Consider the following 13,900-nt stretch of genomic DNA (forward strand, 5'->3'; position numbering starts at 1 on the left):
CTGCTGTGTCGGCACCGTCGGCGTCACCGTGCCGCGGTCTCCCGCAGCCCGGCCGTCCGCCGCACCCCGAGCATGGGCGGCCCACCCGCCCCCGGCAACGCGGGTCACGCCCCGCGCTGACAACTGTCGCGGCTTCCATGACGTCCGTCACCGCCGCCCCCGCGCGCCCGCTCCGGGTCGCTCCCCCGCGCCTAACGTCGAGGCGGCGCCCCGGAGTCCGTCCGCGGGCGACGACCCCACGACGTCCCACCACCACACCGGGAGGCACACAGTGACACGAGCCGAGGGACCGCGGTGACCGCCGCGGTGGCCGTCGAAGGCCTGCAGAAGCGGTACGGCGACCACGAGGCCGTGCGCGGCGTCGACTTCACCGTGGCCGAGGGCGAGATCTTCGCCCTGCTCGGGCCGAACGGCGCGGGCAAGACCACCACGTTGGAGATCCTGGAGGGCTTCCGGGAGCGCGACGGCGGGCGGGTCGAGGTCCTCGGGCGCGACCCGGGAATCAAGGCCGACGGCCACTGGCTGCGCGGCCAGGTCGGCCTGGTGCTCCAGGACATCGCCGTGGAGCCCTATCTGTCGGTACGGGAGACCGTGGCCCGCAACGCCGGCTACTACCCGGACCCGCGCAACGTCGACGAACTCCTCGACCTCGTCGGCCTGGACGAGAAGAAGGGCGCCAAGGTCAAGGACCTGTCCGGCGGCCAGAAGCGCCGGCTCGACCTGGCGCTCGGCGTCGTCGGCCGGCCCAAGCTGCTCTTCCTGGACGAGCCCACCACGGGCTTCGACCCGAACGCCCGCCGCGGCGCCTGGGACGTCGTGCGCAATCTGCGCGACGACGGCACCACCATCGTCCTCACCACCCACTACATGGACGAGGCGCAGGCGCTGGCCGACTCCGTCGTGGTCATCGCCGAGGGCCGGATCGTCGCCTCGGGCACCCCGGACACGCTCGGCGGACGCGACAGCGCCCAGACCCGGATCCGCTTCGCGCTGCCGACCGGCGCCGCGCTCGCCGACGTACCCCTGCCGGTGAGCGACGTGGAGGACGGGCTGGTGACGGCCGAGACGACCGAGCCGACCGCCGCGCTGCACCGGCTCACCGGCTGGGCGCTCGACCGGGGCACGCCGCTGGACCGGCTGACCGTCGAGCAGCCGACCCTGGAGGACGTCTACCTGAGCCTGACCAGCGAGTACGTACAGCAGGAAGCCTCCTCGCCGTCGTCCGCGCGGGAGCGCGAGGCGCCCGCCGGGCGAGGACGCCGACCCGGACGGAGCCGCTCATGACCACCCTCATCCCCCCGACCGCCGAGACCGCCCCGGCGGCCTCGGCGCGGCGCGCGGACACACCGCCCGCGCGCAACGCGCTGGCCCTGCTCGGCCATCAGATCCGGTACGAGCAGCTGTCGTTCTGGCGCAACCCGCAGTCGATGGTCTTCACCTTCGTGCTGCCGATCGTCATCATCGGCATCTTCGGCGCCGTCTTCAGCGGCGGCGAGGGCCAGGACTTCTTCTTCGGCCTGACCGGCATGCAGTACTACACGCCGGTGATCGCCGCCGTGTCCGTACTCGGCGCCTGCTACGGCCAGTTGGCGATCGTGCTCGCGATGCGCCGGCAGACCGGGGTGCTGAAGCGACTGCACGCCACCCCGCTGCCCGCCTGGGTCTACTTCGCGGGCCTGCTCGTGCACTGCGTCGTCGTCAGCATCGTGGACGTCGCCCTGGTCTTCGGCATCGGCGCGCTCTACGGCGTCGACCTGCCCACCCACTGGGGCGCGGTGCTGCTGACCCTGGTGCTCGGCGCGGCCAGCTTCTGCGCGCTCGGCGTCGGTGTGGCCTCGCTGATCAAGAACTCCGAGGCGGCCCCGGCCGTCGTGCAGTTCATCCAGTTCCCGCTGGTCTTCATCTCGGGCAGCTACTTCCCGATCCACGCCGAGCTGCTCAACACCATCGCGGGCCTGCTGCCCGTGAAGCCCTTCAACGACGCGATGCTGGCGCTCTTCACGCAGGACGCCGGCTTCCAGTGGCGGAACCTCGCGGTCCTCGCCGCCTGGGGTGTCGTCGGCGCCCTGATCGCCGTCCGCAGCTTCCGCTGGGACCCGCGCCCCGAGTAGGACGCGCCGGTACGACACGCACGACGAGCACCACGAAAAGGCCCGGCCGGGGAACCGGCCGGGCCTTTCGTGACCCCGTGGGGGGGGGTGGGGTCAGGGGAGGGGCACCGCGGAGGGACCGGTGCCGTGCGGTACGGGGGCGTGCGCGGCGGCGTCCGCCGGCAGGGGGAAGGCGTGGGCCAGGACCGCGTACGTGCGCAGCTCCTCCAGGAGGCTCAGGCCGAGCCGGTTGTGGAGCATGTGCGCGTGCGAGAAGAGGACCATGCCCGGGTGGAGCGGGGACCGCTCCCTGATCTCGTCCGCGTGGGCGGCGATCCGGGCGTGCCAGCCGGCGAAGGGGCCGTGGGCGCCCGGGTCGAGGGTCACCGCCCCCTCGACCCGGGTGATCGTGTCGAGGAGCCCGGCCGGGTGGCCCGCCTCGGCGGCCCAGGCGCGCCACGCGCCGAGACCGTGGGCGTAGTAGGACGCGCGCTCCGCCGGGCCCCCGAGGGCGGCGGCGACCGCGACGGTGCCGCGCAGGGCCAGCATCGCCCGCTGCCGCTCGCCGCGGACCTTGGGCAGCGCGGCGAGGACGAGGGTGCTGGACAGTTCGAAGAGGGACTCGGCGGCGGGCAGGAGCGACGGCCCGCCGTAGCGGTCGGACTCCGGCTCGTAGACGGCCGGGTGGACGCCGGGGGGCAGGAGGGCCTTCACGGAGGTGTTCTCGCCGGTCTCGCCCGCGGCGGCGAGCCGCTCGGCCCCGCTGCGGTAGGCGGCGGGGTCGAGCGGCTCCTCGCCCGGGGCCGGCGCGCCGGCGACGGCGAGGCGCTCGGTGAGGGCGGCCTCGACGCGCGCGCGTGCGGCGGTGTCGAGGTCGCCCACGCGGAGCCGGAGGTGCGGGCCGGACTGCCAGTAGCGGATGAAGAACCACGGTGTGCCGGGGGCGAGTTCGCGGACGGTGGGGCCGATGACATCGGTTACGGCCCGGTCGTGTGCCGACCGGGCCGTGGTGCCGAGGTGGAGGTGCCAGGCGGTCCATTCGGTCGCCCGCGTCGTGGTGGGCGGAGCCGGAGCCGGAGCCGACGTCAGGGCCGGGGCCGGGGTCGACGTCAGGGTCGGGGTCGGGGTCGGGGTCGGGGTCGGGGTCGGGGTCGGGGTCGGGGTCGGGGTCGGGGTCGGGGTCGGGGTCACGGGAACGCTCCTTCAGAGTCTGAGGTCGAGCAGCGCGCCACCGGTGTCCTGCGGCACTCCCACGACCACGGACAGGACGATCATCTCGTCGGGGTCCAGGCCGAGGACGCGCTGGGTGGGGATCTCCTTGAAGGCCCGCACGGGGCGGGCGAAGAGGCCGGAGGCGGCGGCGGACAGGCAGAGCCCGTGCGCGGCCCACCCGGCGGCGTGCTGCACGGCGCCCCAGCCGGCGGTCCCGAGGCGCTCGAAGAGCTCCCTGGTCCGCACCGACAGGAACACGGTGAGCGGCGCGTCGCGGATGCCGCAGCCGTTGACGGGCGAGACGCCGTAGCCGTACCGCTCCTCCAGGCGCTCGGGCGCGGTCGCGTCGGCGCGCAGCGGGTGCGCGGCGCCGTCCCGCAGCAGGTGGACCCCGTCCTCCCGTCCCTCGACGCCCCGCACCACGGCGGTGACCTTCAACGCCGCGAAGGCGGAGGCCAGTTCGGGTCCCGGCGGGGGGACGGAGAGCCAGCGTGCCGCGCTGTCGAGGGCCTCGGCGGGCACGTTCCGGCGTCGGCCGCTCATGCCGTGCAGGGCGCGCGGCATGCGTCCGGAGTGGCGCCGCCACAGGAGCTCGGCCCAGTCCGGCACGGTCGCCGAGGGGCCGAGCCCCGCCGGGACGGCCGTGGTGAGGGGGGCGGGCGCGCCGCCGTACGTCTGCTCCCGGTTGACGCGGATCAGTGCGGCGAGGGCGGGGTCGGTGCGGCCGAGGTGGGCCGGCGGCCCGGGAACGGATGCCGCCTCCTGGGCCCGCGCCCCCTCGCCGTCCACCTCCACGACGAACGGCAGGGACCAGGCCCAGGCGTCGTCGAGGCCGAGGGCGGGCAGCAGGGCGTGGGCGTCCGCGCCGGGCAGCCGCAGCCGCGCGGGCACCTCGAAGAGTTCGAGTCCGAGACTCAACGCACGGAGCACGAAGCCGAGTTCGATGGCGACGAGCGAGCCGCGGAACCACTGGTAGGCGGGCGGCACGGTGGTGTAGCGGCCGGTGAGGACGACGTTCCGGGCGGGCTCCCCCGGTGCGCCGGTGAGGGCGTGCCGGTCCGGTTCCAGGAGACGCCACGGCGCGCCCGTACCCCCGTCCACGAAGGCGTGGACGGGGAAGAGGCAACGGGGCGAGGCGTACGGCCGGTGGTCGTTGTAGGGGTTCTCGGGCTCCCGGCGCTGCGGTCCGAAGGCGGTCACGAGGGCGCGGCCGAGCCGGACCCCGACCGGTTCGGCCGCGCCGGCCCGGCCGCCCGCTCCCGCCGCGCCGCCCCGGGCCGTCCCCGGCTTCGGCTTCGGCTTCGGCAGCGCCGGGTACGGCAGGGCCGCGAGCCGCTCGTGCGTGCCGAGGGGCAGGGTGTGGCGCGGGCCGCCCCCGCGCGGCGGCGGGGGCGGGACGTGCGTGTCGGGCGGCGGTTGCGGCACCCAGGTCCACGGGGGCGCCTCGGGTGCGTCGTCCCCCGCCCCGTAGGCGTACCAGAGGGGCTCGCGGGCGATGCTGTTGTCGCCCTCGGGGCCCGGCAGGTCCACGGGGCCGCGCCGGGGCGGTGCCCCGGCGGCGCGCGGGGCCGGCGGGGCCGTCACGGGAACGGGTGGGGGTCGAGGGGGATCGCCCGGTGCTCCTGGCCGGTGCCGCGCAGCGCGGCGGTGAGCCGGGGCAGTCCGGCGAGCCGCTGCTGGGCGTGGCCGAAGCACATCGGGACGATGCCGGGGACGACCGCGCGGGCCACGTGGATGCCCGCGTCGGCGTGTTCGCGGCTGGTCTGGTCGACGAGGACGATCCGGTCGAGCCCGGCCTCGGCGAAGAGTCCGCGGACGAGGTCCAGGGCGCCGCGCACGTCGCCGCCGGAGCCGCGGTCCATCCGGCCGGGCCAGTCGGGGAAGGCCTCGTCGAGGGTGACCCGGGGGCCGCCGAGGGCTGCGGTGGCGCGGGCGGCGGTCTCGGGCAGCGAGGAGAAGCGGACGTGGTCCTCCAGCTCCTGGACCAGCCACGGGTCCTCGACCATCGGCTCGACGTCCTCGCGGGTCCAGTCGACCGGGTTGGTGACGAGCTGGGCGACCTCGCGCAGGGCGCCGCGGATCGCGGACCGCGGGTCGGCGCCGGAGCCGGCCGAGGAGAAGGTGGCGGGGAAGGGGTTCAGCCGGTTCACCGCGAGCACCCACACCACGGGCAGGCCGATGTCCTGGGTGGCGACGAGGAGGTGGACGTCGAAGCCGCGCGACTCCATCAGCTCGATCATGGCGCGGCTGGTGGGGTCGGTGAGGGAGGAGTTCGTGATGGCCGGCAGGGGCGCGGCCCGGTGCCAGGAGAGCAGGAACGCGTCCCGCTCCGCCAGCTCGAACAGCGAGTGCAGGGCGGCCTCTTCGAGGTTGGCGCCGACGGCGCAGCCGCTGGACGACTCGTAGAAGTAGTGCTTGCGGCCGGGCGTTCCGGCGGCGCGGGCGGCCCTGCGGTCCCTGCGGTGGTGGTACTCGTACTGGTAGAAGGCGTGGTCGGCGGGGACGAGCAGCGCGCGCCCGTCGTCGAGGTCGTGTCCCCACACCCAGTCCATCGGGGTGTCCGCGTCGAACGGCGTGGCCCTGCTCGTCGGGTGGGCGAGCTGCTCGGCCGTGTACCGGCCGAGACCGGCCGGGTCGACGGCGTGGTCGGCGACCTCCGTGTACGGGCGGTCGGTGAGGACCGGGATGTCGTACGGGAAGCCCGCGAGCCGCTCGTACGCCTCCAGGATCGCCACCGGTCCGGTCTCGGCGAAGGTACGGGCCCGGCCGTGGCCCATCGCCGGGGCGTCGGGCACCACGGCCATGCTCATCGCGAACGGGGCGCGGGACTCGCGGAGGAGGGCGCGGACGGGACCGAAGCGGTCGTCGACCAGACGGTCCTGGAGCACGCCGCGTACGACGAGCCGGCTCGCCGCCGTGCGGGTGACGTCGTCCGGGAACGCGGGCCGGCCGGTCAGGGCGAGCGGCGCCGGGGTCTCCGTACCGTCGAGCCGCTCGTACGCCGGTCCGCAGAGCGGGCAGTGGAAGCTGCGGGCGATGCGGTGACGGCGCAGACCGCGCGGCGAGACCGAGAAGAGCTCGCCGGGGCCGAGCGGCCGCTCCACCAGGTGCTCCAGGGTCGCCCGGAGCAGTTCGGGAAGGAGCGGCGCGCCCGGCCCGGGGGCGGTGGTGGCGTACCGGAGGTCGCCGGCCAGCGGGTGGTCGGGGACGGTGCGGTCGCGGACCTCGGCGCAGCCGGCGCAGCCCGCGTCGGTGCCGGGCCGCCAGAGCGGGCCGACGAGGACCTCGTCGGCCCGGAGCCGGACGGAGAGGTGGGGCCGGCCTGCGGCGGCGGCCTCGTCGAGGCGGTCCCGCTCCCAGTCGAGGTGCCAGCCGCGGTCGACCGCGGTCGTCCCCTCGGGAAGGAGGTCGGCGAGGGCGTCGAGTGCCGCGCGCCAGGCGTCGTCGGCGGGGTGGGCGTCGAGCCCGGGGCCGGACGTCAGGGCGGCGGGCGGTGTGAGGGTGTCAGTGGGCATCGTGGGCCTCCACGGGGCCGTACCAGAGGGGAAGCTCGCCGAGCACCGGGTCGTGGCGGACGGCCTCGCCCCGGTAGGTGGTGCCGGAGCGGGCGGCCAGCCGGGCGCGGAGGGCGTCCAGGGCGGGGCGGTCGGCGAGGAGCAGGGCGTCGGTGGAGAGCGGGTCGACGGTGCCGGCCCCGTCGGCCGTCTGGGTCCGGGCCAGCGCGGTGCACAGGGCGTTCCGGGCGGCCTCCGCCGCGTCGGCGCCCCAGGCGCGCCCGAGGGCGGCGCCGTCGGCGGTCACCTCGGCGAGCCGCCAGTCGAGCCCGGGCAGGGAGTGGAGCCGTATCGCCGGTTCGTGCGGCAGAAGGGCACGGAGTCCGGCGAGGATCCGCTGGCCCTCCGCGTCGAGGTCCTCGCACGCCACGCCGCCCGCGGCCACGGCGGGAGCGCCCGCCGGGAGGGCCGCGGGCGGCACGTGCGGGGTGGCGGTCTTCGCCGGCGGGGGCGCCGTCTCCTCGGCGAGCAGGCGCAACGCGCCGTCGAGGAGCCAGTGTTCCCGCGTGAGCCCGGCCGCCGGGGTGGGAGCCCCGGGGATCTGGGCGTGCGGACCGGCCGCCGGGGTGGGAGCCCCGGGGATGAGGGACCGCAGGGCCGCCAGGGTGACCGCCGCGGTGGCGGTCTCCTGGTGGGCGGCCCAGGCGAGGACCGTGGTCGTGGGGCGGCCGGCGGCACGGAGCTCGGCGGCGCGCAGGGCGAGCGGCATCTGGGGGAGGTCGGCGCCCTCGGTGAGGGCGAGCGGTCCGGTCCAGCGCGCGGCGAGCGGGGTCGCCGTCTCGCGTGCCTCGTCCGGTTCGGGCCGGGGGTCGGTGGGCGCGGCGCCGAGGGTGAAGGGGTCCTCGGGGAGGGAGCCCGGTCGGCCGGTCGCGGCCGCCTGGTGGGCTCCCTCGACGGTCACCCGGTCGGAGACCAGGTCCGTCCCGTGCACGACATGGGCCTCGCCCGGGTCGGCCGTACCGGTGAGGGTGTCGATGAGGAGCTGCGCCCCGAGGGCGCCGGCGAGCGCGTCCGCCACGGGGCGGGGCGCGGGCGCGGTGGACTCGGCGGCGGCCCAGGCGCGGGCCCGGTCGTGGAACGCGGCCCGGACGGCCTGGTGTCCGGGGCCGGTGAGGGCGGGCCCGACGAGCGTGACGCCGGTGGAGCCGAGGAGGACGGGGACGACGAGGGGCGCGTCGGCCGTGGCGGCGGACGGCCCGTCGTCCTCGCGGATGTCGAGCACCGCGTCCGGGCGGCCGGCGGGGCCGTCGTCGGGGGTGAGGACCGTGCCGATCCCGGCCCGGCGCAGACCGCGCACGGCCGGGCCGGTCGCGGTCGCCGGGCCGGTGACGAGGACCGTCGCGGCACGGAGCCGGGCGAAGGTCCCGTAGGGGTCGTCGAGGAGTCCTTCGAGGCGGGCGAGCGACTCGGCGTGCCGCTGCCGTACGTCGGCGGGCGGCTCGGGCGCGGTGTGCGCGGCCGGGTCGAGGAGCAGTCCGTTCTCGCGGAGCCTGTCGACGAGGAGACGGACGGCGGGGCGGGCGCGTTCGGTGCCGATCTCGGCGACGAGCGCGTCCTCGTCGGTGCCGTCCTCCAGGAGCGGCACGCAGCCCTGGGCGACGGCGTGCAGGACCTCGGAGCCGCGCAGCACGAACCGGGCGCGGGCGCCGCTGAAGTAGACGCCGCCGGGGACGGGCGCGAAGTGCAGGTCGGGACGTGCCTTGAGCAGGGTCATCGCTCCTCCCCCTCGGTCGTGGGGTGGTAGGTGAAGCGGCCGCCGGCGGTCCGGCCGACCTCGACGACCCACTCGGTGGCGTGGGTGCCGTCGACGACGCCGGGCAGGGCCTCCTCCAGGTAGCTGCCGCCGGTGTCGGTACCGCGCCGTTCCAGCATCCGGGGCAGGACGCGGGCGCCGAGCGCGCTGCTCAGGTCCACGTACTGGGGCTTCTGCTGGAGCCGCTTGGACTGGATGTCGGGGGCGCCGACGGAGAGGGGACCCTCGTCCTCGGGGACGGTCTTGACGACGACCTCCTCGGGGACGCCGTACCTGGCGCGCCAGGCGTTGAGGGCGAGGAGCCGCTCGTGCTCCTCGGGCCCGGCGGCCAGGGCGGTGCCCAGCTCCTCTCCCCCGTACCAGCGGCGCCGTCCGATGAGGACCTCGCCGACGGCCATGCGGGGCGCGGTGCGGGTGGTGGCCCTGTCCCAGGGGGTGGCGGCGTGCCAGCTGTTGGGGAGGGCGTTGAAGAGGCGGCCGCTGATGGCGAGGCCGGAGGCGACGGAGAGCGGCGGCGGGAAGAGGCCGGGGTGGCCGGTGCCGAGCGGCAGGACACGCAGCGGGGCGCCCTCGGCGTCCTCGACGCGCAGGGAGTCGGTCTCGGGGTCGTGGGCGAGGCGCAGTCCGAACCAGTCGTCGGGGGTGAGGCCGCCGGGCAGGATCGGCGTGTGCGCGTTGACGTTGAGGCGGTGCAGGCCCAGGTCCTCGGTGACGCGGGCGCCGTCGTAGCCGTACACCCGGCGTACGTGCTCGGCGAGGCGGGGCAGCGCGCGGCCGCCGAGGCGCCGGTCGGCTTCCAGGAAGCGGGCGTAGAGCATGCCGTGGCCCGGCAGGCCGTCGTTGAGGACGAGGTGTCCGTCGCCGCGCTGGAGCAGGATGCCGTAGATCAGGGGGTCGCGGCGGAACCGTTCCGGCAGGTCGCCGGTGAGGCCCTCGACCTGTTCCGGGCTGATGCGGAGGGTGTCGTCGCCCTGTGCCACGGCCTCGCCGATGCGGGCGTGGAGGGTCTCGGTGACCTCGCGGCGCAGTTCGTAGATGCGCTCCAGGGAGCCGTCGGCGGGGCCGATGCCCTTGAGCGCGGTCGGGTCGCCGGGACCGTCGGGGCCGTACACGGCGGCCATGGCGGCGGCGCGGCGGGAGACCTCCCCGACGACGAAGGGGGCGTGGGCGGCGAGGGGGACGTTCGCGCCGGGGCCGAACCGCTCGACGAACGCGGCGGTCATGAGGACCCGCACGTCGTGCAGCCAGTCGAAGACGGTGAGGAGTTCGACGGCCGGGCCGAGGTCCCTCAGGGACTCCTTCCAGGGCTCCGTGGCCACCGCGAGCGGCGGCATCACGTAGTCCTCCTCGACCGTGACGTGGGCGGGTCGGCCCGCGGCGTGGCTGAGTTCACCGAGGGCGCCGCGCAGCTCGGCGAGGGCGGCGCCGCGTTCGGCGGCGGGCGCGGCGGTGAAGGCGGGGAGGCCGGCCCTGACGCGGTCGGTGAGCCGCTTGGTCTCCGGGCGGGGGTCGTCGGGGGTGAGCAGGACGTCGTAGTCGGTGGAGCCGTCCTCGGCCTCGTGGAAGGTGCAGAGCAGGCCTTGGGCGACGGCGCCGCGGACCTTCTGGTCGGCCTCCTCGGCGGTGTGGCCGGAGCGCTCGGCGACGTGGGCGACGACGGACGGGAAGGGGCGGGGGCCCATGGAGACCGCGTCGAGGAGGTCGCCGGCCGGGCCGTCGAGGGAGACGGCGGCGCGGCGCATCCCCTCGGGGGCGGGTTTCAGGAAGAACAGCTTCCCGGTGGCCGGATCGGGCGCGGAGGTGGGCGGAAGGCCGATCCACATCTCCTCGACCGGCCGGTCCGAGGGGTCGGGGAGTCCGCCGAGGACGTAGTTGAGCATCACGCGGTCGAGGCCGGGGAAGGCGGTCGCGCCGGGGAAGCCGGCCTCGTCGGGGCCGGGCGCGGCCGGGTCGGGCTGGGCGATGCCGACGGCCGTGAAGCGGGCGAGCGGGCTCGTACGGACCATGGCGCGGGTCACGTACTGGATGAGTCCGCGCTCGGACTTGCGGGACTTGGACGGGACCCTGCCGGGGGCCCGGACGGCCGCGCGGTAGCGCTCGGCCTCCTGGTGGACCTCGGGTGCGACGAGCGCGAGGGAGCGCAGCAGGTCCGGGTCGCCGAGGAGTTCGGCGAGGACACCGCGCTCGCGTTCGGCCGCGTCGGGGTAGCCGGCGACGAGCGCCTCGCGGATCCGGTCGCGCTCCCGGCGGGCTTCGAGCCAGGCGTCGATCACGGGGGTCGCGGGCTCCGGCGCCTTCTTCGGGGCCTTGCCGCTGTTCACGGCGCGGCGCAGGGCGATCAGTTCGCGCCGTTCGGCGTCCTCGGTCGCGGCGCCGATCCGCTCGTACAGCTCGTCGGAGGCGGCGGCGGAGGCCTCGGCGAGGGTCTGCTCGGCGGCGGTGACGAGGACGAGGTGCCGGCGCAGTTCGGCGTCGGCGAGCCGGGCCCTGCGCAGCGGGTTGACCCGCAGGAACCAGAGGGGCTCGGGGGGTGCGGGGGTCCCGGTGGCGCGGGTCCCGGTGGCGCGGGTCCCGGTGGCCGCCTCCTCTGTCGATACGGTCACGGGCTCGGGCGTCGGTACGGTCACGGGCTCGGGCGTCGGGTCGGGTGTCGCTACGGGCGGCGTCGCCCCGCGGGCCGGGCCGGGCGGGCGCCGCGGCTCCGTCGGGATGCCGATCACGGGGGCGGTCATCGGAGGGCTCCCTCGGGGGCGGTGCCCGGAGCGGGGCTCGGGGCGGGGGTGGATGAACTCTTCTTCCCGGCCGGGGCGTTCGCGGCGACGCGCTCGCGCCAGGAGACGCCGAGGACCTCGTCGACCGTCTCGGCGACGGCGAAGCAGGTGTAGTAGCGCTGCATCGGGGAGACGGTCAGCAGCGGCAGCTGCTCGTAGAAGAGGTTGGTGAGGAGACGGAAGGAGGCGAACCAGGGGGACGGGGCCGAGGTCACCCCGGCCTCGCCGACGGTCCGGTGGAAGTCGCTGTCGGGCTGGTCGCCCTGGGGCACGACCGCGGTGGCCCCGGGCGGGCCCATCGCGGAGCGGTCGAGCCCGGCGGTGACGCCGTCGAGCAGGTCGAGGGTGAGGGTGCCGGCGGCGACCGCGCTCTCCAGGGCCCCGGCGCCGTAGGCGAGTCCGGTGCGCCAGGCGGCGGCGGTCGCGGAGACCTCGCCGCTCAGCCGCTGCTCGACGACCCGGCGGAGCACGGGCGCGTCCCGGTCGAGGCGCTGCCGGAAGACGGGGCGCACGTCCTTGGTGGGCGCGGCCCAGGCGAGGAAGGCCTCCACGTGGGAGCGGGGCGAGAAGACGCCGTAGCCGAGACCGAGGGTGTGGGTGTCGGCGAGCGCGACGAAGGCCTCGGCGAGCCGCACAGTGCCGGAGCCGGGTTCGCCGGCGAGACCGTCGATCGTCCGGAGCAGCGCGGGCGTCAGAGCCCCGTGCACGACGGTGCGGAAGCGGTCCAGGCGCGGGTCGCGGGCAGCGTCGCCGGCCGGGCCGCCGGGCGCGATCCGCTCGACGGCGCCGTGGTCGCGCAGCGGCAGGTACGGCGGCTGCACGGCCTCCAGGCGGCCGAACTCGCGGGCCTGGTCGAGGTAGGTCTCCTCGGTGAGGGCCCGGGGCGGGTCGAGCGGGCCGGCGTCCAGGCCCCGCAGGACCGCCTCCCAGTCGGGGCCGCCGCCCGGGACGCCGGTGGCGTCGCGGGCGAGGATGTCGACGTGCGGCCCGTGGAGCCACCCGCGGCGCAGCTGGACGGCGGGAGCGCCCGCCTCGTTCAGCGCGCGGGCGACCGGTACGACGTACCGGGCGAGCCAGGCCGGTGTGACCGGCATCCGTGTGTGCAGCCGCACTCCCGTCAGGCCGTCGGAATCCGGCTTCACGGCAGTGCGCTCCAGCGCATCAACCCCCATGCTTTCGCACCTTCCGAGAATTCGAGAACAACGTCCTGGGATTTACTTTCACTTCCGGCCGTCATCATGTGCCGGCGGAATTGCGGCGCGACAGGGAAAAGAGGTCCGCGCTGACATGTGTCACGCTTTACGTGACGCTCGGGCCAGGGCTTCGTTCGAGCACGGCCGAGTCGGACTGGCTGAAAATAGACAACGCGGTCGGATCATCGCGGACCGCCGCTGTAGGGTCCGCGCCATGACTACGGAAACCACCGACGCCGAGTGCCTGGCGCTCACGCGTAATCTGCGCCGTCGCGGCGCGATCGTCCTCGCCGTCTTCGCCCTCGTCTGGGCCTTCGCGGGTGGTTCGGGGATAGCGGCGGTGCCCGTGTCCGTCGCGGTCGGGGTCGTCGCGGCCGTCGTGACGGCCGGCGCGGTGGTGCTGGCGTTCCGGGGCACGGCGGGTCCGGTGACCCGTCTCGTACGGCTGCCGGAGAAGTGGAACCGGGGGGTCGGCCTGGTCAACGTGGCCGAGCTGGTGGCGATCTTCGCGGTGATCGCCGCGTCGAACGCCTCGGGCCACCCGGAGTTCATCCCGGTCGGGATCTGTCTGGTCGTCGGGCTGCACTTCTTCCCGCTCGCCCGCCTCTTCGACCAGGGGCAGTACAAGTGGACCGCGATCCTCCTGACCGCGGTCGCGCTGGTGGGGCTCGCCGTCCTGGCGGCCGGCACCACGGCGGAGACGATCCGTACGGTGGTGGGCCTGGGCGCGGCGATCGTGCTGTGGGCCTCGTCCTTCCACGTCGCCCTGCGGGGCTGACGCCCGGACGGGCCCCTCTCCACCGCACGCGAGGATGCGCCACCCGGCCTGGGCCGGGCGGTCGCATCCTCGTGCGTCGTGCGTTCGGCTCCGGTTACCCGGTCAGCAGGCCGAGCAGGTGGAGGAGGACGACGACGAGGTGCCGATCGAGCCGCTGGAGGCACCCATCTCCGGGAGGGCCACGCCCTGGGCGACCTCGAGGGTCTCCAGCTCCGCGACGTCGAAGTCGTCGAAGGCCGCGTCGTCGCCGTTCTTGATGTCGTCGATGCTCATGGTGTGTTTCCTTTCAGCGTTTCGGTGAGGGGATGTTCAGCAGGCGGAGCAGGTGGAGGACGAGGAGGAGGAGGTGCCGATCGAGCCGCTGGAGGCACCCATCTCCGGGAGGGCGACGCCCTGGGCGACCTCGAGGGTCTCCAGCTCGTCGACGTCGAAGTTCTCGAACGCCTTGTCCGCGTCCTGGCCCTGCTTGATGTCGTCGATGCTCATTCTGAATTCCTTTCCGAATTCTTCTCGGCAACCGTTCGGCTGCAACACCAATAATGCTGACCG

11 protein-coding genes are annotated in these 13,900 nt (G+C 75.6%); 3 read left to right on the top strand and 8 right to left on the bottom strand.

What is annotated here, in order from left to right; translation table 11 throughout:
• Window positions 1-294 precede the first annotated feature (294 nt).
• Entirely contained in the window at window positions 295-1,284 is a 990-nt protein-coding gene (locus ACRRSS_RS28475) for an ABC transporter ATP-binding protein (protein ID WP_435973916.1), read from the top strand.
• Window positions 1,281-2,111 carry an ABC transporter permease gene (locus ACRRSS_RS28480; RefSeq protein WP_435973917.1) on the top strand — a complete coding sequence of 277 codons (831 nt, stop codon included), beginning with the start codon at window positions 1,281-1,283 and terminating at the stop codon, window positions 2,109-2,111. Before ACRRSS_RS28475 ends, ACRRSS_RS28480 begins: the two co-directional genes overlap by 4 nt.
• Before the next feature lie 93 nt (window positions 2,112-2,204).
• On the opposite strand, the gene ACRRSS_RS28485 is transcribed toward ACRRSS_RS28480, so the two are convergent.
• The 6 genes from ACRRSS_RS28485 to ACRRSS_RS28510 are packed head-to-tail and all read right to left on the bottom strand — an operon-like array spanning window position 2,205 to window position 12,552.
• Complete coding sequence (locus ACRRSS_RS28485) at window positions 2,205-3,281, bottom strand: thiopeptide-type bacteriocin biosynthesis protein (protein ID WP_435973918.1); 1,077 nt, start codon at window positions 3,279-3,281, stop codon at window positions 2,205-2,207.
• A gap of 12 nt (window positions 3,282-3,293) precedes the next feature.
• The gene (locus tag ACRRSS_RS28490) at window positions 3,294-4,886 is read right to left on the bottom strand and encodes a hypothetical protein (protein WP_435973919.1); all 1,593 of its coding nucleotides are present in this window, start codon (window positions 4,884-4,886) and stop codon (window positions 3,294-3,296) included.
• The gene (locus ACRRSS_RS28495) at window positions 4,883-6,817 is read right to left on the bottom strand and encodes a TOMM precursor leader peptide-binding protein (RefSeq protein ID WP_435973920.1); all 1,935 of its coding nucleotides are present in this window, start codon (window positions 6,815-6,817) and stop codon (window positions 4,883-4,885) included. Before ACRRSS_RS28495 ends, ACRRSS_RS28490 begins: the two co-directional genes overlap by 4 nt.
• Window positions 6,807-8,570: a hypothetical protein gene (locus tag ACRRSS_RS28500; protein ID WP_435973921.1), complete on the bottom strand. Its 1,764-nt coding sequence runs from the start codon at window positions 8,568-8,570 to the stop codon at window positions 6,807-6,809. The genes ACRRSS_RS28495 and ACRRSS_RS28500 overlap by 11 nt, the downstream gene beginning before the upstream one ends.
• Complete coding sequence (locus ACRRSS_RS28505; RefSeq protein WP_435973922.1) at window positions 8,567-11,341, bottom strand: lantibiotic dehydratase; 2,775 nt, start codon at window positions 11,339-11,341, stop codon at window positions 8,567-8,569. The genes ACRRSS_RS28500 and ACRRSS_RS28505 overlap by 4 nt, the downstream gene beginning before the upstream one ends.
• Window positions 11,338-12,552 (bottom strand): hypothetical protein, encoded by a 1,215-nt coding sequence (locus tag ACRRSS_RS28510; protein WP_435973923.1) that lies wholly within the window; start codon window positions 12,550-12,552, stop codon window positions 11,338-11,340. The genes ACRRSS_RS28505 and ACRRSS_RS28510 overlap by 4 nt, the downstream gene beginning before the upstream one ends.
• A 235-nt stretch (window positions 12,553-12,787) precedes the next feature.
• Here ACRRSS_RS28510 and ACRRSS_RS28515 point away from each other — a divergent pair, with 235 nt between their 5' ends.
• On the top strand, window positions 12,788-13,351 hold the full coding sequence (locus ACRRSS_RS28515; RefSeq protein ID WP_435973924.1) for a DUF7010 family protein: 564 nt from the start codon (window positions 12,788-12,790) through the stop codon (window positions 13,349-13,351).
• 102 nt (window positions 13,352-13,453) lie between these two features.
• Here ACRRSS_RS28515 and ACRRSS_RS28520 read toward each other — a convergent pair whose 3' ends face one another.
• Window positions 13,454-13,624 carry a thiazolylpeptide-type bacteriocin gene (locus ACRRSS_RS28520; protein ID WP_362226719.1) on the bottom strand — a complete coding sequence of 57 codons (171 nt, stop codon included), beginning with the start codon at window positions 13,622-13,624 and terminating at the stop codon, window positions 13,454-13,456.
• 36 nt (window positions 13,625-13,660) lie between these two features.
• Window positions 13,661-13,837 (bottom strand): thiazolylpeptide-type bacteriocin, encoded by a 177-nt coding sequence (locus ACRRSS_RS28525; protein ID WP_073912617.1) that lies wholly within the window; start codon window positions 13,835-13,837, stop codon window positions 13,661-13,663.
• Between the last annotated feature and the right edge of the window lie 63 nt (window positions 13,838-13,900).

It is taken from the genome of Streptomyces sp. Qhu_M48, from assembly GCF_051305195.1.
Lineage (GTDB): Bacteria > Actinomycetota > Actinomycetes > Streptomycetales > Streptomycetaceae > Streptomyces.